Here is a 19,078-nt window from a genome sequence, read left to right on the forward strand (position 1 = left end):
TTAGATTATTCTAAAGAAGTAGCTTTTTTTAAAGGAGAACAGATATGACAATTATATTAACAATAATAGGAATGATGATAATAGGTTCAATTATTGGTGGCTTTACTAACTTTGTCGCTATTAAAATGTTATTTCATCCATACCATGAAAAGAAAATTTTTGGTTATAAACTACCATTTACTCCAGGACTTATTCCAAAAAGAAGAAATGAATTATCGGAAAAAGTAGGTCAGATGGTAACAAACCATTTATTGACTCCGGAAGTATTTAAAGAAAAACTTGTTAACCCTAATACTAAAAGTGTTCTTGAAGATACAATTAAAGTTCAATTTAAAACATTAAAAGAAAAAAACTACACACCACAAGATTTTATAAATAGAATTGATTATCCATTGGAAGAAAAATTAAATGAAACTTTAAAACATACAATAGAACAAAAAGTGGATAAATATTATGAAATTCATCAAAAAGATGCAATTCATAGTTTAATCCCTGAAGAAATATATGAGGATTTAAGTCGACAAGTGAATCGTGTTACACCTGAGATATTATCGGAAATGGATATTTATTTAGCATCTGATAAAGGCAAAAATGATATATATACAATGGTAGAAGAATTTTTCGAACAAAAAGGAAAAATGGTGGGCATGATTCAAATGTTTATGACTACTGAAGACATTGTATATAAGGTTCGAAAAGAACTGAGAAATGTAATTAAGCAAGAAAAAATTCATAATATGATTGATTTACAAGTACAAACACAATATGAAAAGTGGATGTCAAAATCATTAGATGAAGTTGTTACACTTGGAAGGAAAGATAAGGCAAAAGTTCTTATCGCTGAAGAAATAACTGAATCTGTTAATGTGCATAAATATTTAAACACACCATTATATGAACTTGTACCAAGTTTATTTGAATATATGGAAGGTAAAGGTACAGAAAGATTTATTGACTATATGATTCAAAAAGTTGGAGATAATATTAGTTTAATTCTAGAAAGAATGAAATTAGCAGAATTGATTAAAGAACAAATTGATCGCTTCGAATTGTCATATCTTGAAAAGTTAGTAATAGAAATTTCAAACAAAGAGTTGAAATTAATCACATTACTAGGATTTGTATTAGGTGGCATAATAGGCTTGTTCCAAGGTATAATCGCTATTTTTGTATAAGCTTTCGAAGTGTGATACAGTATTATTGGAATTGATATTCTAATACACTTTTTAATTATAGGAGCGAATTTATTATGGCAGAAGTAAATATTTATGACAAAGCGAATGAACTAGAACAAACTTTACGTGAAAGCAACGAATATAACAAAATTAAAGAGCAATACGAAAAAGTAAATGCTGACCCAGAAACTAAAAAATTATTCGATGAATTCCGTGAAGTTCAACTAGATTTACAAAACAAACAAATGCAAGGCGAAGAAATCTCAGAAGTAGATATCGCTAGAGCTCAAAAGTCAGCACAAGAAATTGAGCAAAACGAAACAATTTCTGAATTAATGCAAGCTGAACAAGCTATGAGTCAACTTATTCAAGATTTAAACCGTGTTATCATGAAACCATTAGAAGATATTTATGGTAGTCTTGAAGATAATCAAGAAGGTCAACAATAATTCTTAATTTCAAAAGTCTTGTTAGGTACGTAGTCGTATCTAACAAGACTTTTTTTAGGTTTAAACCGTTGTTTATTAGCTTTGTCATGTATCGTATATGCCTTGAATATGGTAAAATTAATACATTAAAAGACTACTTATTAATCTGATTATTCTATTGAATTGTGCTTGAATAAAATAATTAAGAAAATGAACTAATAGTGAAAGAGGTTAGTTAAATGATTAAATTTATACATTGTGCAGATTTACATCTTGATAGTCCATTTAAATCTAGACATTATTTAAGCCCTTCTATTTTAAACGATGTTAAACAGAGTGGTTATAATAGTTTTACTAATATTATTGATGATGCAATAAAAGAACAAGTTGACTTTGTTATTATTTCAGGTGATTTATTTGATCAAGATAACAGAACTTTACGTGCGGAAGTTTACTTGAGAGAACAATTTAAAAAGCTAGAACAAGAACAAATATTTGTATATATTATCCATGGTAATCACGACCCATTATCAGATTCAGTTCATACTGTTTGGCCAGAAAACGTTACGGTATTTAGTGATAAAGTTTCAACATATCAACTTATCACAAAAAATGGTCAAGTCGTTTATTTACATGGATTTAGTTATCAAAAAGATGCAAGTTATGAAAATAAAGTTGATGAATACCCTGAATCAACTGGCAATAAAGGTATACATATTGGATTACTACATGGAACTTATTCTCAAGCTTCGAATGTCAAAAGCAGATATACTGAATTTAATGTGGAAGACTTAAACAGTAAACTTTATCATTACTGGGCTTTAGGACATATACACGAGCGCCAAATGATTAGTGAACTATCTCAAATTCACTATCCAGGTAATATTCAAGCACGTCATTTTAAAGAAAAAGGCGAAAAAGGCTATTTATTAGTAGAAGGTGATGAGGCGAAGTTAGAAGCCAGATTTAAACCGACACAATATATACGTTTTGAAAAAGCTATAATTGAAACAAAAGCTAAAGGTAAACATGCATTGTACGAAGCGATTCAAAAGTTCAAAGATAGTGTGCGAACTGAAGGGAAAGCCTTCTACCAATTAGACGTATATGTAAAGCATGATGAAGTACTTAAGCAAGAAGAAATTAATCAAGTTATTCAATTGATTCAAGAGTATGAAGAAAATCAAACTAATTTTATTTTTATTGAAGAATTAAATGTATTTTATGAACAAGATTCTGAAGTGATGTTAGCTAACGAATTTAATGATGATATTTTAGAAGATGACCAAATATTAGAAGATGCATTGAGCGATTTATATATGAATCCTAAAGCAAATCGTTTCCTAGAACCGTTTAGTGATATTGATAAAGAAGCACTCATTGAACGTGGCGAAGAAATTTTAAAAAGAAGAATGAGAGGTTAAAGCGATGAAATTAAAATCATTAGAAATTTATGGCTATGGCCAACTCATGTCTCGTAAAATTAAATTTGACCAAAGTTTTATGCAGATTTATGGAGAGAATGAAGCCGGTAAATCCACTATACAAGCATTTATTCATTCTATTCTATTTGGGTTTCCAACAAAGAAAGAAAATGAACCGAGACTAGAGCCACGATTAGGCAATCAATACGGCGGTAAATTAGAACTAGATTTTGATGGTCAAAGTGTAGAAGTTGAACGCGTTAAAGGTCGTGTTACTGGAGACGTTAAAGTTTATCTCCCAAACGGTAAAGTTAAAGATGAAGAATGGCTTAAACAAAAACTAAATTTCATTAATAAAAAAACATATCAAGGTATTTTTCATTTAATGTTTTAGGATTACAAGACATTCATAAAAATTTAACTGAAGATCAATTGCAAATGTATTTATTACAGGCTGGTGCTTTAGGTTCTACAGAATTTACTGGTATGAGTAATTTAATGCAGTTAGAAAAAGATGCATTATATAAGAAAAATGGGAAAAACCCAATTTTAAACGTTCAACTTGAACAGTTAAATGATATAGAAATAAAAATTAAAAACGAAGAAAAGAAAATGGCGGAATATGAACGGTTACAAGATGAAAAAGATAAAGTATCTAGAAGGTTAAACCAACTAAAAGATAATTTAGGTAATCTTACAAATCGTTTATCTAGTAAAGAAAAAGAAATATCTTTACATAAAGATGTAGCTGAATGGAAAGATTTAGAAACAAAATTAAACATCGAACCATATACATTCCCTGAGCAGGGGATAGAGCGTTATGAATCCGCTATTAGAGCTAAAGAAAGTATTAAGCGAGATTTAACTTTACGAAATGAAAAACTTACACAAGTAAATCATACATTAAATCAAGTCAAAGTGATGTCAGAACGTGATGAAAAGGCATTAAATAGCATTCGTCAAAGAGAAACTGATATTAAAGAAAGACATCAAGAATTAAAGCAGTTAAATAAACAAATTGAAGATACAGAACGTGATAATACGTTACTACGTCAAGATATTGGCTGGGATGAAGAATATTTATCTGTAGACACATCTGAAGCAATGAAAACACATATTGCTGAATTAAATAGAATTAAAGATGAAAATATCGCTGAACGTGAACAAATTAAACGTGCGATGAACCAACAAGATATTGAACAAGAGCGTTATAATCATAGCATCGAAAGATTACACAATGACTTAGTTTCAGATGAAAATTATGAACAAAAGAAAGTATATAATCAAAAGGCTTTAGAGCTCGGGGAAAAACGTTCACTCTATCAAAAGATGGAAGACAGTTTTAAAAAGCAAAAAGAAGAAAATGAGAAAAGAACAAAACAATATCGTTTAGGCTCAGTAATTTGTGGAATTCTGTTTGTTGCGATAGCAATATATGCATTTGTTATATCTCAATTTGTATTTTGTGGTATATTTGCCGTTGTTGGTTTATTACTTCTTGTACTATCATTTTTCATTAAAACAAAAGAGTTAGATCATGATGAAGCATTTTCAAGAGAAATTGATGAACTTGAGGAGAAGGTGTCTCAGCTTAAACAGTTTTATAGTTTGGACTTTAATTTAGAAGAACAAACAAAAATAAGACAAGAATTAGATCGTTATTATCAATCACAAGAAATACTTGCTACAAAGCAAGCAGAACTAACTAAAGAATTAGAAAAAGTGGAAGATATCATAGCGAAAAAAGAACGAGCGATTGAGGAAACAAAATCAAGTCTACACGTTTCAAATCAATTATCTTCTCAGTTATTAAATGATGCTCTAAATACAATTAAGAAAATTAAACAAAACAGAATCGAAATAGATAGGCTATCTAAAATAAGAAATGAAAAAGAAGAAACAATAAATGCATTTTACAGAGAAGCTGATAGTATTGTCAGTCATGCTGGTATTCATTATCAAGAAATCTCTTTATTCCATGACGTCAAACAAACTCTAGACGAACAACAAAAAGAATCTAATATTAAAGCGAGAAATATCGAACAACAAGCTTTACTCACAAATGAAATTAACGCTTTAAACGAAAGATTAGAAGAAAATAATAATGTTATACAGACTCTGTTCGATTATATTAATGTACAAGATGAAGAATCTTATTATCGTCATCATAAAGAGTATGTAACGTACCATGAGAATTTAAATAGATTTTCTCAATTAACAAACTATTTAAGTAATCAAAACTATGATTACGACAAAAATACGCAACTTAGTTATATGACGAAAACAGATTTAGAAAATGAAAGAACTCAATTAGAACATCAAGTCGATGAATATAATGATAAATATTTATCAGTACAAGCTGAAATTAGTGATTTAACCGCAAAAATTAACCAGATGGAAACAGATGAAACATTATCTAATTTAAGACATGAATATCATTTATTAAAAGAAAAAGTGAACGAAACAGCAAAAGATTGGGCAGCTTTAAGTTATTTACAAAGCTTAGTTGAAGCTCATATTAAACAAATTAAAGATAAACGTTTACCATTTGTAGTGAAAGATGCCACGGATATCTTAAAAACATTAACAGAAGGTAGATATAATCAAGTTATATATGATGAACAAACGGTGAGTGTAAGGCATGAGAATGGTCAAATATTCCATCCAACTGAATTAAGCCAATCAACTAAAGAGTTATTGTATATTGCTTTAAGATTTAGCTTAATTAAGTCGTTACACAAATATTATCCGTTTCCAATTATTGTTGACGATGCATTTGTTCATTTTGATAAACAACGTAAAGAAATAATGATTAAATATTTAATGTCAATGTCTAAAGATATACAAGTGTTATACTTTACGTGTAATAAAGATAATTCTGTTCCACAAAAACAAACAATAACTCTGACAAAAATAGAAGGAGGCAAGAATTAATGAGAACGATAGAAACACTAAAGCCAGGAGATTCGGTTGATCATTACTTCTTAATACATCGTGCAACTCAAGGCGTAACAGCACAAGGTAAGCCATATATGACACTTTATTTAAAAGATAAAAGCGGAGATATCGAAGCAAAAGTGTGGACTGTCACTAATGAAGACATAAAACAACTTGTTCCAGAAACAGTTATTCGCGTTAAAGGTGATGTTATAGATTACCGTGGACGTAAACAAATGAAAGTAAATAAGTTTAGAGTAGCTACTGAAGAAGACAATGTAAAATTAGAAAACTTTTTAGAAGCAGCACCTCTAACAATTGAAGAAATGTCAGATGAAATCATGACATATGTATTAGATATTGAAAATGCTAAATTACAAAGAATCACACGTATTTTACTAAAAAAATACCAAAAAGATTACTTCACTTTCCCAGCAGCGAGCTCACACCATCATAACTTTGTATCTGGACTAAGTTATCATGTTGTAACGATGTTGAGACAGGCAAAAGCCTTATGTGATATATATCCTATTTTAAATCGTAGTTTATTATACAGTGGCATTATTTTGCATGATTTAGGAAAAGTTAAAGAACTTTCAGGGCCAGTAGCTACAACTTATACAGTGGAAGGTAATTTATTAGGACATATTTCAATTATTAGTGATGAAATATCTCAAGTTGCAAAGGAACATAATATAGAAGGCGAAGAAGTTATGTTACTTAGACATCTTGTCTTAAGTCATCATGGTAAATTAGAATATGGATCGCCTAAACTGCCAATGGTCAAAGAAGCAGAAGTTCTTCACTTCATTGATAATTTAGATGCGAGAATGATGATGTTTGAAAAACATCTTAAAAAAGTAGAAAAAGGACAATTTACAGAACGTATTTTTGCATTAGAAAATAGACAGTTCTATAAACCTGAAACTTTAGATTAATATAACGAGAAATAGGGAGTGGGACAGAAATCTCATTTTATTAAAAAGATTTCGTAGTCCCACCCCCGGCAAGGATGACTAGGTATGAAAAAAGATTGTTATAAGCGCATTTTCATACCAGCCAGCTACTGCCAATACAAAAAAAAGAGTCTGAGACAATTATTAATGTCTCAGACTCTTTTTTATGAGGTAAAGCACGTGGAATATTGCAAGAGAAGGTCCACGTGCAACATAAAGCGACACTTCATATAAAAAATGGGGGTGGGATAAAAATCTCATTATAATAAAAAAGGCTGAGACATGTATTTATGTCCCAGCCGGATTTAGTAGTTTTATTTATTGAGCCGTTTGTTGTTGTGCAGCTTGCATTTGTTGCTGTTGTAGAGCTTTAGCATTTAAGATATTATCTTCGATTGATTTTTTAATATCTTTATCTTTGTAGTCTACTTTGTACTCATCTAATAATTTCTTGTATGCATTAATGATAAGTTTTGGTTCTTTTTGAATTTTCATTTGACGGTATTGTTCTTTTAGGCTTTCTTTTTGTTTTTTACTAGCTTCGCCTTTGTCAGCTCTAATTATATGGTAACCATATTGAGATTTCACGACATCAGAAATTTCTCCGTCTTTAAGTTTAAATAATGATTTTTCAAATGCTTCATCCATTTGACCTTTAAGTACAAATCCTAATGAACCATTTTTATCTTTTGTACCTTCGTCTTGTGTTTCTTCCTTAGCTATTTTATCGAAGTCATCTGGGTTATCTTTGATTTTTTTAAGTAAATCGTCTGCTTTTTTCTTAGCTTCTTTATCACTTAAGCCATCTTTAGAATCTTCAGATTTAACTTTTATTAATATATGAGAGCCTTTTTTAGCATTTTCTTCAATTTCTTTATCAGAAACTTTTATAGAATCGTTAATAAATTCTTCTTGATATTTAGAAGTTTTTTGTGATTCCTTGAAGTCTTTTAAAGTTGCACCAGGTTTCTCTTGTTGCAATGCTTCTTCGAATTTCTTCTTGCCACCATATTGTTCAATTTGCTTATCAACTTGTTTATCTAATTTTTTAGTGTCAACTTTGTCCTCGTATTTATCTTTTAAGACTTTGTTAAGAACAATTTGAAAAGCATTTTGAGCGACTTCATCGCTACCCATTTTATCTAATACGTCTTGAGATGATACATCGCCAGCTTTTGTTTCGATTAAAGTTTCGCCTGAATTATCTGAACCATTACCACAGGCACCTAATGTTAAAACTGATGCTGAAAGTGTTACGGGTAACACTAATTTTTTAATTGATTTCATAAATTAGAACTCCTTTTGTAAGAATACAATGATAAATATAGCACATTTAGGAAATTGATTACAAAAAATATCCTATAAATGTTCTGTATTTAGTGAACGTTTTGTTAACAACTCGATGCCATTCTTTCTTTCTTCTATATAAGTCCCTTTTTTAGTAAACAATATAATTTTTAAATAAAGTAAATCTATAATAGATATACCTATATTAACTGACATAATAAATAAAATATAATGTCCATATTGAGGGATGATATTGATTAGAAAAATAGAAAGTGCAGTTATGGTTACAATAGGGCATATAAGTGCACAACAAAATACAATCTTATTTACTGGTTGATCTACACGTATATTATATAATGGTAGACCACGTTTTGCTTTAGTCGTTTTATTCATCTTAAATGACTTACGATAATAAATGAGTACAATCAGGTGCAAAAATTTATGAATTGGATAAATTAAGCAAAGGACGAATAAGAATAAAATAAACTTATCGTCCTTTAATGGTTGAATTTGTAAATACATGAATATTTCGTAAGTGACGATAAATGTTAAAAATGAAACTAAAGTACTAATTAATACAATTCTCTGTAGTCCATACCGAGATTGTATATTGATGGATTTAGAACATAGAAACATAAGTATGTCACCTTCTCAGATATAATTATCTTGATATTATGCATCATCTTCTGATTGTTCGTCAAGTAGATATTTTTTAAGTTGTTCGTGGTTATCTTCAATATGTTTAATAAAGTCACTACCATAAATTTGACCAACGATATATTTAACATCGGTAAATTCTGGCATATTGAACATAACTTTCTCATAATCAGTAGCTATATCATATAGTCTGTTTGTGTCATTTGAATAACTAAAATAAGTTTTACGTAATACTGACAATCCTTTATCAGTTAACTCTAAATAAGTAGTTCTTTTATCGTGTTGGCTTTTAGGCATTGTTAAATACCCACGTTTTTCTAAGTTTTTAGCAAAATTAAATACTGTAGAAACGTGCATAACACCGTATTTACTAACTTCTGAAATAGTTGCTTCATCTAAGCTTCTTATAATAATTAAAATATGATGTTCATTGATGTTTAAATCAAAAGGTTTTATCCATTGTTGCCAATCCTTTTCGATTGTTTTCCATAAAGCTTTCGATAATTGTGAAACTTTATGAGTGAATAACATTTTCTCTATCATATCCCGTTCATTCGTCATAACAATCTCCCCTTTATTTGTAAAATAAAAGCATGATACTTATGTATCATGCTAAGATGTAACACTTTAATAATATAATAATTTTAACATGTTTTCTATTTTTTTAGAAATGGTAGTTTCGTATTTTGAATTTCTTTTTGAATTTCATTACCACGATTACTTATATTTTCAATATTTTTTTGAATGCGATCAATATTCGGATCGATATCAGCCTTAAATTGACTAATCATCGTTTTTATTTCTTCACTTAATGATTGAATAGCTATTTGACTTTCATCTTTAGTTTTTAAAACATATTCTTTAATTTCTGCTACGTTATCTTTAATTTCATTTATTTGAACTTTTGATCCATCAGCAGTTGATTTTAAATCTGTGCGTAAAGCATCACCTGAACGATCAGTGTTAAGTATTGCTGTTGCAAAACCAGTTGCAAGTCCAACACCTACACCTAAAGCGAATCTTGTAAATTTCATAATTTTTCCTCCTTAGTACTCTTAGTTATTTACTTACCCATTTAAAGAAGAGATAAGCACAATTATTAAAATTGTGATTGGATAGCTTTTGCAATTTCTTCTTTTTTAGCATCGTCTAATTTATCTTCATTTGTTTCCCAAATGTAGCCAAATCCATCGATATCATCTTTATATCTTGGAATAAGGTGGAAGTGTATATGATATACAGATTGTGAAGCAAACTCACCGTTATTTTGAATAATGTTCAAGCCATCAGGATTAAATGCTTTTTTAATGGCATTAGCAACAATTGGTAACGCCTCAGAAATATGTTTCATCGTTTCTGCATCTGTTTCATAAATATTTGGTGAAGCTTTTTTCGGAATTAATAACGTATGACCTTTAGTAACTTGTGAAATATCTAAAAATGCATACACGTGTTCATTTTCATAAATTTTAAATGAAGGAATTTCTCCGTCGATTATTTTGCTGAATATTGTTTCTGACATGTTATCATCTCCTATGTAAATATTATGTTTATTATATCATGCTCAAAGTTTCTTCTCATTAGATTAAGATAATATTTGATGAACGAAACAATAAGAACATGCTACAATGTATTTTGGAGGTGCGTTCACATGGCAATTAAAGTGAATAATTTAACAGGCGGCTATGGCAAGAAAGCTGTCATCCATGATATCTCATTCGAATGTAAAGCTAATGAAGTAGTAGGGCTTATCGGTTTAAATGGAGCAGGGAAAAGTACTACTATTAAACACTTATTAGGATTATTGACACCACAACAAGGTGAGATGTCTGTTAATAATATTGATATAAAATCTGATATAGAATCATATAGAAGAAATCTTACATATATACCGGAAAGTCCAGTATTATATGATGAATTAACATTAGAAGAACATATTTATATGACTGCTATGGCATATGGAATTGATAAGAAAACAGCACTAGATAGAGTGATGCCGTTATTAAAAAGATTAAGACTAGAAAATGAATTGAAAGTATTCCCAATACATTTTTCTAAAGGTATGAAACAAAAGGTCATGATTGTATGTGCATTTTTAGTTGAACCAGCACAATATATTATCGACGAACCATTTTTAGGACTGGACCCTCTAGGTATTCAAACTATGTTAGATCTTATTGTTGAAAGACGAAATCAAGGTGCATCAGTGTTAATGTCTACTCACATATTAGCAACTGCTGAAAGATATTGTGATCGTTTTATTATATTGCATAAAGGTAAACTCATCGCGATGGGAAACTTAGATGAATTAAGGGAAAAGACAGGACTTACAAATGCTACTTTGGATGATATTTATATTCATTTAACACAAGGTGAGACATATGTATGATGCTAAAAGTTTATTTAATACAAGACAAAAAGAAGAGTTAATTGAGAAGTTAAATTATAATAAATTTATATTTAACGGTCACTTTCTTATATTTTTAACAATTATGCTTGGTGCGTTTGCTTTAGGTTATAGTAATTGGCTACAAGATATACCACAAAATATAAATTATAGGTTGATATTAAGCGTAATTTTAGCAGTTGTTTCTATATTTCCACTTAGAACACTTTTCAGAGAAGCGGATAAGTTATATTTATTACCATTTGAAAAACATTTAAGTATTTATATCAAAAAAGCAATAATATATAGTTATATCAATAGATTGTTTCTACCTATAATCGTATTAATTGTAGGGTTTCCATTATTTTATGAATTATTAGGGAGTAAATTTTATTTATACATTACGGTTATAGTATTAAGTTTTATTTATCCTTTAATGGGGCTCATTATTAAATGGTTTTGGTTAAAGTATGGTCTTGAAGTATGGGGGGCAAACATATTATTATTCATTGTTTATGCCAGTGGTTATTTTATAACGTTAAAAGTAGGGCTATTTTCAGGAATTACGACAATATTAGTACTAATTTCATTAGTCATTTTAATGGAGAGTATTAATAGAGGAACTTTCTATCAATGGGAAACATTAATAGCAATTGAGTATAATCATAAGATGAATTATTATAAGCTTGTAAATATGTTCACAGATGTGAAAGTATTAAATGAAAGAACAGTTCGAAGAAAGTATTTAGATTTATTCTTAAGAATACCATCTTCTAAGAAGTTCAATGAAAATTATATGTACAAATTTCTATTTATAAGAAGTTTTGCGAGAGGGAAAGATGCATTCTTTATTGTATTGAGATTTCTTATTATAGGACTAATACTTATATGGTGGATTGATCAGGCTATTATTTCGGCAATATTAGGCGCACTTATTATGTACTTACTCATTTTACAATTATCGCAGTTTTATAAACAACAAGCGTATGGACTATGGCCACAAGTATGGCCAGTAAATGAAGGTAAAGTCATTAAAGGTTATCATCAATTTTTAATATCTATGATGTGGGTACTAGGTGCTATATTATCAATTATTTATATAGTGAAATTTGTTACGACATCATATTTCTTTATAATATTCTTCATTGTAGGTTGGTTAACTATCGATTCCTCTATTAAAAAAATAAAAAAACATCAAGAACTATTAAGAGATTAAAAAAGGAACGGAACAGAATGACTAGGATTGAAAAAAGTTTTATATAATTGCATTTTCAATCTAGTCAGTTACCGCCAATATAACAAAAGAGTCTGTGACATTGATTATGTCACAGACTCTTATTATTTTTATTCGTCATCTTCAGGTCTATACCAATATTTCGTATAGTTAGCAGTTGAATATTGTTCTGTACCAGAGAATTTTCGTGTTGCTTCTCTTGAGAAATATTCAGCGAAAAATGCTGACTTCGTAAAGTCTTCATAAGATTCATTAGAATCGTAACCTAAAAGAATCATGTAAGTATCACCTTTTTTAGGACGTAATAATCTAAAGGATTCAAAACCTTCAAATCTGTCGAACTCACTATCGATATTAGTATAATGATTTTCAAATCGATGTCTCATTTCTTCTGAAACAGGAATGTAGCTTGCTGCTATGAACTCATGGTCATAAAACTCACCTCGAGATTCGATAACACTATATTCTCTTGGTTGTGCAAATACAGATTCACCATTTGTTTCGTGAATAAGAACTGTAGTATCTTGTCTAGTATAATGATGAATATTTTCGTTTGGATGCTTCTTCATTATGTTTTGAAGAAAATGATATGTTCCTGTTGTTATATAAAAGTTCATAATTTTTTACCCCCTATCTCTTTAATTAAATTATAAACATGTAAGCGGTAAAATAAAACATATATCTGAATGTTTTGTATAATTTATGACTTTTTTCACACAATGATGTGTTTATAACAGAATATGTTAGAATAGATTGTAATGATTATAATGAGGTGAAATAAATGAGTGTACCGTTTAACGATACAATTTTAAAGGCAACAAGAGGAGAAAAAACAACGCATACACCAGTATGGTTTATGAGACAAGCAGGGAGATCTCAACCTGAATATAGAAAGATTAAAGAAAAATATTCTTTATTTGAAATTACACATCAACCTGAGTTATGTGCTTATGTTACAAAATTGCCTGTTGATCAATACAATACGGACGCAGCAATTTTATATAAGGATATAATGACGCCATTAACTGGTATTGGTGTAGATGTAGAAATCAAGGCTGGAATAGGTCCAGTTATTCATAATCCTATTAAGGACATTTCAGACATAAACAAATTAGGAGAAATTAATCCTGAAGAAGATGTTAAATATGTCTTAGACACTATCAAGATATTAACTCAAGAACAATTAAATGTTCCTTTAATAGGATTTACAGGTGCGCCTTTCACTTTAGCGAGCTATATGATTGAAGGTGGACCTTCAAAAAATTATAATAAAACAAAAGCGTTTATGTATCAGCAACCTGAAGCATGGTTTAAATTGATGGATATGTTAGCAGATATGTCTATACGCTATACACATGCACAAATAGATGCAGGTTGTAAGATGATTCAAGTGTTTGATTCATGGGTAGGGGCTTTAAATGCTGAAGACTATCATTACTTTATTCGACCATCTATGAATAAAATTTTCAGCGCAATTAAAGAGAAAAATGTACCGGTTACAACATTTGGAGTAGGAGCTAGTCATTTAATTGAAGAGTGGAATCAATTACCTATAGATGTAATTGGTTTAGATTGGCGTTTACAAATTAAAGAAGCAAGAGCAAAAGGTATAACAAAAGCGCTACAAGGTAATTTAGACCCAGCTGTATTAATGGCTCCATGGGAAATAATAGAAGATAAATTAAAACAAATATTAGATCAAGGCTTAATGAATGATAACTATATCTTTAATTTAGGTCATGGTGTATTTCCAGAAGTTCAACCATCTACATTACAACGCGTAGCAAAATTTGTACATGATTATTCAGCAGAATATAAATCAAAACAGTAATCACATTAAATAGCTTTAATTTTATTAGAGGGAGTAAGGAAAATGAGTAAAAAAATAGGATTATTAGTTATGGCATACGGTACACCTTATGAAGAAAGTGATATCGTGCCTTATTACACACATATTAGACGTGGGCGCAAACCTTCAGATGAACAAATTGAAGATTTGAAAAGCCGTTACAAAGCAATTGGTGGTATTTCACCTTTAGCGGGTACAACTAAAAAGCAAGCTGAAAGTTTACAAGGAGCTTTAAATGAAAATTATAAAGATGTAGAATTCCAACTTTATATCGGCCTAAAACATATCAATCCTTTCATTGAAGATGCAGTTGAACAAATGAATAAAGATGGAATTGATGAGGCTGTTACAATCGTATTGGCTCCACATTATTCAAACTTCTCAGTAGGTAGCTATAATAAACGTGCTCAAGAAGAAGCGGATAAATATGGTATTAAACTACATCATGTTGAACAATTTTATAATGAACCAGCATTTATTGAATATTGGACTACAATGATTAACGATACGTTACAAATGATTCCTAAAGAAAGTCATGATGAAACTGTACTTATCGTTTCAGCGCATAGTTTACCGGAAAAAATTAAAAAAGCTAATGATCCTTATCCAGATCAACTAGAAGAAACAGCTCGTATTTTAGCTGAAGAATCAGATATTAAACATGTTTCAGTAGGTTGGCAATCTGAAGGACAGACAGGTGAACCTTGGTTAGGACCAGATGTTCAAGATTTAACACGTGATTTATATAATGAAAAAGGTTATAAGCACTTTATATATACGCCAGTAGGATTTGTATGTGAACATTTAGAAGTTTTATATGATAATGACTATGAATGTAAAGTAGTATGTGATGAATTAGGCGTAAATTATCATAGACCGCCTATGCCGAATATCGATCCAAAATTCATTGAGGCTATGGTTTCCGCAATAAATAAAAAATTCTAATTCGATTCTCGAAGAAGAAAGAAGTGTGAAATATGTCAAAACGAATTGCAATAATTGGGGCAGGGATAACTGGGTTATCTGCTGCCCATTATTTAAGAAAAGAAGATTCAGATTTAAAAATAGATGTTTATGAACAATCAGATAGAGTTGGCGGTAAAATTAAAACTTACCGTAAAGATGGATATACAATAGAATTAGGACCAGAATCATATCTCGGTAGAAAAACTATTATGACAGAACTAGCAGAAGAAATAGGGATTGCTGATGATTTAGTAACAAACAAAACAGGTCAATCTTATATATACAGTCATAACAAGCTATATCCTATACCAGGTGGTTCTATTATGGGTATTCCTACAGAAATAAAACCATTTTTAAAAACCCAATTAATATCTCCACTCGCTAAAGCTAGAGCTGGGTTAGATTATTTCTTGCCAGTTAAACCAATGCATACTGATATATCAATAGGTCACTTTTTTAGACACCGACTAGGAAATGAAGTACTTGAAAATTTAATTGAACCGTTAATGTCTGGAATTTACGGTGCAGACATTGATAAATTAAGTTTGAAAACTACTTTCCCACATTTTAAAGAGCAAGAAGAACAAGAAGGTAGTCTCATCAAAGGTATGATTGCACAAAAAGCAAAAAATAAAGCGAATCAAAATGTTACTGTAAAACCTAAAGGGCAGTTCAAACAATTCAAACATGGTTTGGAATCTTTCGTTAATACATTAAAAGATAACCTTGAAGATAGAAATGTAAAAATAAATTTAAATTCAGAAGTTCAAAATGTTAAACAAAAAGGCAAAAAAACAGTTGTCACAGTTAATGGTAAAAATCATCATTATGATGGTGTCATTGTAACAACGCCACACCAACATTTTGTGAAGTGGTTCCAAGATGATATAGAATTAGATTATTTCAATTATATGCCTTCTACAAGTGTTGCTACAGTTGTGATGGCTTTTGATAAAGAACAAGTACTTAATGATAAAGATGGCACTGGTTTTGTAATAGCTAGAACGAGCGATACTGCTATAACTGCGTGCACATGGACTAATAAAAAATGGCCACATACGACGCCTGAAGGCAAAGTATTACTAAGAGGTTATGTAGGTAAGCCTGGGTCAAATATTATTCATCATAAAGATGAAGAACAACTTAAACAAGTAGCACTAAATGATTTAAATAAAATTATGACGATTAAAGGTGAACCTGAATTCTTCATTGTAACGAAATTACCTAATAGTATGCCGCAATATGAAGTAGGGCATATTGATCGTATTCGTCATATTCAAAAACATATTGAAGATAATTATAACAATTTAATTCTTACAGGAGCATCATTTGATGCGGTAGGTTTACCAGATTGTGTTCAAATGGCGAAAAATGCAAGTGATAAAATGATAAATTATTTAAATTAATTAAGGATTTATATTTAAAGATAAGGCTATATTTTTATGTAATTCACATTATAATTTTTAGCTTTATCTTTAAAAAATCTTTAAAAAATCTTTAAAAATCAAGTCTATTTTTCCCTTTAGTGAAAATTGTATCGAAGATGTTAAAAGTACTTGTTTTTTATTAAAGAAAGTAAAGAAATAGCATTGACCTTTTCTATATTTCTATATATAATAAAGTAGTTCTCATGGAGAGGCCCCTTGGTCAAGCGGTTAAGACACCGCCCTTTCACGGCGGTAACACGGGTTCGAGTCCCGTAGGGGTCACCATTTTAAACAAAATAATTTTAATATTTTCTTGACATAGTATTAATAATTGTGTTATATTAAAAGGGTAGCCGATTTATTTAATATTAAAGCGGGATGGAGCAGTTCGGTAGCTCGTCGGGCTCATAACCCGAAGGTCGGTGGTTCAAATCCGCCTCCCGCAATTACTTTTTTTCAATGATGGTCCCGTGGTGTAGCGGTTAACATGCCTGCCTGTCACGCAGGAGATCGCGGGTTCGATTCCCGTCGGGACCGCCATTTATAAATTTGGCTCAGTAGCTCAGTCGGTAGAGCAAAGGACTGAAAATCCTTGTGTCGGCGGTTCGATTCCGTCCTGAGCCATACTTTTTTACAAGTATGGCGATTGTGGCGAAGTGGTTAACGCATCGGATTGTGGTTCCGACATTCGTGGGTTCGATTCCCATCAGTCGCCCCATATAAATTTTTACTACGCGGGTGTAGTTTAGTGGTAAAACCTCAGCCTTCCAAGCTGATGATGTCGGTTCGATTCCGATCACCCGCTCCATTATTATTCCACAGTAGCTCAGTGGTAGAGCTATCGGCTGTTAACCGATCGGTCGTAGGTTCGAATCCTACCTGTGGAGCCATAAGGCCCCTTGGTCAAGCGGTTAAGACACCGCCCTTTCACGGCGGTAACACGGGTTCGAGTCCCGTAGGGGTCATATAATCAGAGGTGAAATATCGCTTCTGATTTTTTTATGTGGAGAGTTGTCCGAGTTGGCCGAAGGAGCACGCCTGGAAAGTGTGTAGGCGTCACAAGCGTCTCGAGGGTTCGAATCCCTCACTCTCCGTTTGTACCTTAATTATCAACAACTCCAAGACGTTGATATTACTAGCTTTCTTCATTATTTGAAGGAAATTTATAAAGAGCAAGTGTCAAAAAAGTGTCAAGAGAATAATTCTCTGACACGTTGACCTTGCTCTTTTTTTGTTCATGAAATAAACGATAGTGAATATCGAGGGGATTGAAATATTAGAACCTCTTAATTTTTTACTGATGAATTTAACTGGAATAGATTTATTTAATAATATGAACTGTTTTATTACGTTTTTTATACTTTATTAAAAAAAGTTAATGGAGTTCTTTTCTATAAACTATATATTTACAATATTTTTAAGACACTGCAATGTTAATAAGGTAACATTGTGGTGTTTTTTGTATATTTTAAAATTTATTAGAATTTTAACTTGAAATATATGGAATATTTATTGAAAATTTAGTATGATAAAATTCAGTATATAATAATGTTTGCATATCAAAAATTATACATCAAAAGAGAGAGAAGGAGAAAAAATGAAAAAAACATTATTTTTGAGCACTATAATTACAATGCTACTTGCTTCAGGCTTTATGTCTGGACAAGCAAAAGCAGAACTTAATTTAGTATCACCAGTCAATCAATCTGTAACAAAATTAAATATAGATTTTGGAAACTATAATGGGGAGATAGAGAAAGTTAAGCATACGGGTTGTACAGGGACTGTTATTTCTAAAGATACAGTTTTAACAGCGTCTCATTGTCTCTATAAACATGACATCGCTGGCAAGGCTACTAAAGTAAAAATAACGCCTGGTCAAAATAAAGATGAAAAACCGTATGGTGTATTTGAATCAAAAGACATCATCATACATGAAGGTTGGTTAGATCAAAATACTCGCTGGAGTTATGATATTGCGTTAATAAAGGTAAAACCTAATAAAAATAATCAACATATAGGTGATGTTGTTCCTCCAGTGTCTATGGAGACGAAAGATTCAAATAAAAAGTAGGCACACAAGTTTCTTCTGTAGGATATCCAGGCTTTAAAGAAGAAGAAGAAGGTGTAAGTCAATGGGGAGATGTAGGTAAAATAATAGGGTCTTCAAAATACTTCGTTGAGACGGATTTAGAAACTTATCCTGGACAATCAGGAGGTCCGCTGCTTAATAAAGATGGACACACATTAGGTGTTTTAAGTGGGCCAAGAGAAGGAAAAATTACATACATATCGATAAACGATGAAATATATAATTGGATTAAAGCAAATATGAATTAATGCAACATATTG

16 protein-coding genes, 9 tRNA genes and 2 pseudogenes are annotated in these 19,078 nt (G+C 30.7%); 21 read left to right on the forward strand and 6 right to left on the reverse strand.

Translation table 11 applies throughout. The annotated features are described in order from the left end of the window. The first annotated feature begins 44 nt into the window (after nucleotides 1-44). From CD135_RS11970 to yhaM, 5 genes and pseudogenes are all read left to right on the forward strand, one after another. Nucleotides 45-1,175, forward strand: a complete 1,131-nt coding sequence (locus CD135_RS11970; protein ID WP_103269532.1) for a DUF445 domain-containing protein — start codon at nucleotides 45-47, stop codon at nucleotides 1,173-1,175. Nucleotides 1,176-1,249: 74 nt separating this feature from the next. After that, nucleotides 1,250-1,624 carry a YlbF/YmcA family competence regulator gene (locus CD135_RS11975; RefSeq protein ID WP_016999944.1) on the forward strand — a complete coding sequence of 125 codons (375 nt, stop codon included), beginning with the start codon at nucleotides 1,250-1,252 and terminating at the stop codon, nucleotides 1,622-1,624. Between the two features lie 218 nt (nucleotides 1,625-1,842). Further along, nucleotides 1,843-3,027: a metallophosphoesterase family protein gene (locus CD135_RS11980; RefSeq protein WP_103269533.1), complete on the forward strand. Its 1,185-nt coding sequence runs from the start codon at nucleotides 1,843-1,845 to the stop codon at nucleotides 3,025-3,027. A 4-nt stretch (nucleotides 3,028-3,031) separates the two neighbouring features. Beyond that, nucleotides 3,032-5,961, forward strand: a pseudogene (locus CD135_RS11985) (ATP-binding protein). Then, complete coding sequence (yhaM, locus tag CD135_RS11990) at nucleotides 5,961-6,902, forward strand: 3'-5' exoribonuclease YhaM (RefSeq protein ID WP_103269534.1); 942 nt, start codon at nucleotides 5,961-5,963, stop codon at nucleotides 6,900-6,902. Before CD135_RS11985 ends, yhaM begins: the two are co-directional and overlap by 1 nt. 336 nt (nucleotides 6,903-7,238) lie before the next feature. Here yhaM and CD135_RS11995 read toward each other — a convergent pair whose 3' ends face one another. The 5 genes from CD135_RS11995 to CD135_RS12015 all read right to left on the reverse strand — a co-directional run bounded on the left by CD135_RS11995 (nucleotide 7,239) and on the right by CD135_RS12015 (nucleotide 10,386). Then, a complete protein-coding gene (locus CD135_RS11995) occupies nucleotides 7,239-8,207 on the reverse strand; it encodes a peptidylprolyl isomerase (RefSeq protein WP_017001042.1) in 969 nt (322 codons plus the stop codon). Between the two features lie 72 nt (nucleotides 8,208-8,279). Continuing rightward, nucleotides 8,280-8,843, reverse strand: coding sequence for a DUF3267 domain-containing protein (locus CD135_RS12000; RefSeq protein ID WP_017001043.1), 564 nt, complete (start codon nucleotides 8,841-8,843; stop codon nucleotides 8,280-8,282). Between the two features lie 36 nt (nucleotides 8,844-8,879). Then, complete coding sequence (locus tag CD135_RS12005; RefSeq protein WP_017001044.1) at nucleotides 8,880-9,425, reverse strand: HTH-type transcriptional regulator Hpr; 546 nt, start codon at nucleotides 9,423-9,425, stop codon at nucleotides 8,880-8,882. A 95-nt stretch (nucleotides 9,426-9,520) separates the two neighbouring features. Further along, the gene (locus CD135_RS12010; protein WP_017001045.1) at nucleotides 9,521-9,898 is read right to left on the reverse strand and encodes a YtxH domain-containing protein; all 378 of its coding nucleotides are present in this window, start codon (nucleotides 9,896-9,898) and stop codon (nucleotides 9,521-9,523) included. Between the two features lie 65 nt (nucleotides 9,899-9,963). Next, nucleotides 9,964-10,386, reverse strand: a complete 423-nt coding sequence (locus CD135_RS12015; RefSeq protein WP_017001046.1) for an HIT family protein — start codon at nucleotides 10,384-10,386, stop codon at nucleotides 9,964-9,966. 129 nt (nucleotides 10,387-10,515) lie between these two features. On the opposite strand from CD135_RS12015, the gene CD135_RS12020 reads away from it, so the two are divergent. After that, complete coding sequence (locus CD135_RS12020) at nucleotides 10,516-11,253, forward strand: ABC transporter ATP-binding protein (RefSeq protein ID WP_103269535.1); 738 nt, start codon at nucleotides 10,516-10,518, stop codon at nucleotides 11,251-11,253. Then, nucleotides 11,246-12,466 (forward strand): ABC transporter permease EcsB, encoded by a 1,221-nt coding sequence (gene ecsB / locus CD135_RS12025; RefSeq protein ID WP_070045635.1) that lies wholly within the window; start codon nucleotides 11,246-11,248, stop codon nucleotides 12,464-12,466. Before CD135_RS12020 ends, ecsB begins: the two co-directional genes overlap by 8 nt. A gap of 128 nt (nucleotides 12,467-12,594) precedes the next feature. On the opposite strand, the gene CD135_RS12030 is transcribed toward ecsB, so the two are convergent. Next, nucleotides 12,595-13,101: an antibiotic biosynthesis monooxygenase family protein gene (locus tag CD135_RS12030; protein WP_103269536.1), complete on the reverse strand. Its 507-nt coding sequence runs from the start codon at nucleotides 13,099-13,101 to the stop codon at nucleotides 12,595-12,597. A gap of 164 nt (nucleotides 13,102-13,265) precedes the next feature. Between CD135_RS12030 and hemE the strand changes: the two genes are divergently transcribed. The 14 genes and pseudogenes from hemE to CD135_RS13355 all read left to right on the forward strand — a co-directional run. Then, nucleotides 13,266-14,315: a uroporphyrinogen decarboxylase gene (hemE, locus tag CD135_RS12035; protein WP_103269537.1), complete on the forward strand. Its 1,050-nt coding sequence runs from the start codon at nucleotides 13,266-13,268 to the stop codon at nucleotides 14,313-14,315. Between the two features lie 42 nt (nucleotides 14,316-14,357). Next, the gene (gene hemH, locus CD135_RS12040) at nucleotides 14,358-15,278 is read left to right on the forward strand and encodes a ferrochelatase (protein ID WP_017001051.1); all 921 of its coding nucleotides are present in this window, start codon (nucleotides 14,358-14,360) and stop codon (nucleotides 15,276-15,278) included. 32 nt (nucleotides 15,279-15,310) lie between these two features. Then, the gene (gene hemY / locus CD135_RS12045) at nucleotides 15,311-16,705 is read left to right on the forward strand and encodes a protoporphyrinogen oxidase (protein ID WP_103269538.1); all 1,395 of its coding nucleotides are present in this window, start codon (nucleotides 15,311-15,313) and stop codon (nucleotides 16,703-16,705) included. Nucleotides 16,706-16,936: 231 nt separating this feature from the next. After that, a tRNA-Glu gene (locus CD135_RS12050) sits at nucleotides 16,937-17,011 on the forward strand. Between the two features lie 87 nt (nucleotides 17,012-17,098). Continuing rightward, a tRNA-Met gene (locus CD135_RS12055) sits at nucleotides 17,099-17,172 on the forward strand. An 18-nt stretch (nucleotides 17,173-17,190) separates the two neighbouring features. Further along, nucleotides 17,191-17,266: transfer RNA gene (locus CD135_RS12060), tRNA-Asp, on the forward strand. Nucleotides 17,267-17,277: 11 nt separating this feature from the next. Beyond that, nucleotides 17,278-17,350 (forward strand) — tRNA-Phe (locus CD135_RS12065). 18 nt (nucleotides 17,351-17,368) lie between these two features. Then, nucleotides 17,369-17,444: transfer RNA gene (locus tag CD135_RS12070), tRNA-His, on the forward strand. A gap of 16 nt (nucleotides 17,445-17,460) precedes the next feature. Beyond that, nucleotides 17,461-17,534, forward strand: a tRNA-Gly gene (locus tag CD135_RS12075). 7 nt (nucleotides 17,535-17,541) lie between these two features. Beyond that, a tRNA-Asn gene (locus CD135_RS12080) sits at nucleotides 17,542-17,616 on the forward strand. Between the two features lie 3 nt (nucleotides 17,617-17,619). Continuing rightward, nucleotides 17,620-17,691 (forward strand) — tRNA-Glu (locus CD135_RS12085). A gap of 40 nt (nucleotides 17,692-17,731) precedes the next feature. Beyond that, a tRNA-Ser gene (locus CD135_RS12090) sits at nucleotides 17,732-17,820 on the forward strand. Between the two features lie 503 nt (nucleotides 17,821-18,323). Further along, nucleotides 18,324-18,800: a trypsin-like serine peptidase gene (locus CD135_RS12095; RefSeq protein WP_103269539.1), complete on the forward strand. Its 477-nt coding sequence runs from the start codon at nucleotides 18,324-18,326 to the stop codon at nucleotides 18,798-18,800. A gap of 56 nt (nucleotides 18,801-18,856) precedes the next feature. Next, nucleotides 18,857-19,066: pseudogene (locus CD135_RS13355) on the forward strand (hypothetical protein); the annotation flags it as partial. Between the last annotated feature and the right edge of the window lie 12 nt (nucleotides 19,067-19,078).

It is taken from the genome of Mammaliicoccus lentus (assembly GCF_002902755.1).
Taxonomy (GTDB): Bacteria; Bacillota; Bacilli; order Staphylococcales; family Staphylococcaceae; genus Mammaliicoccus; species Mammaliicoccus lentus.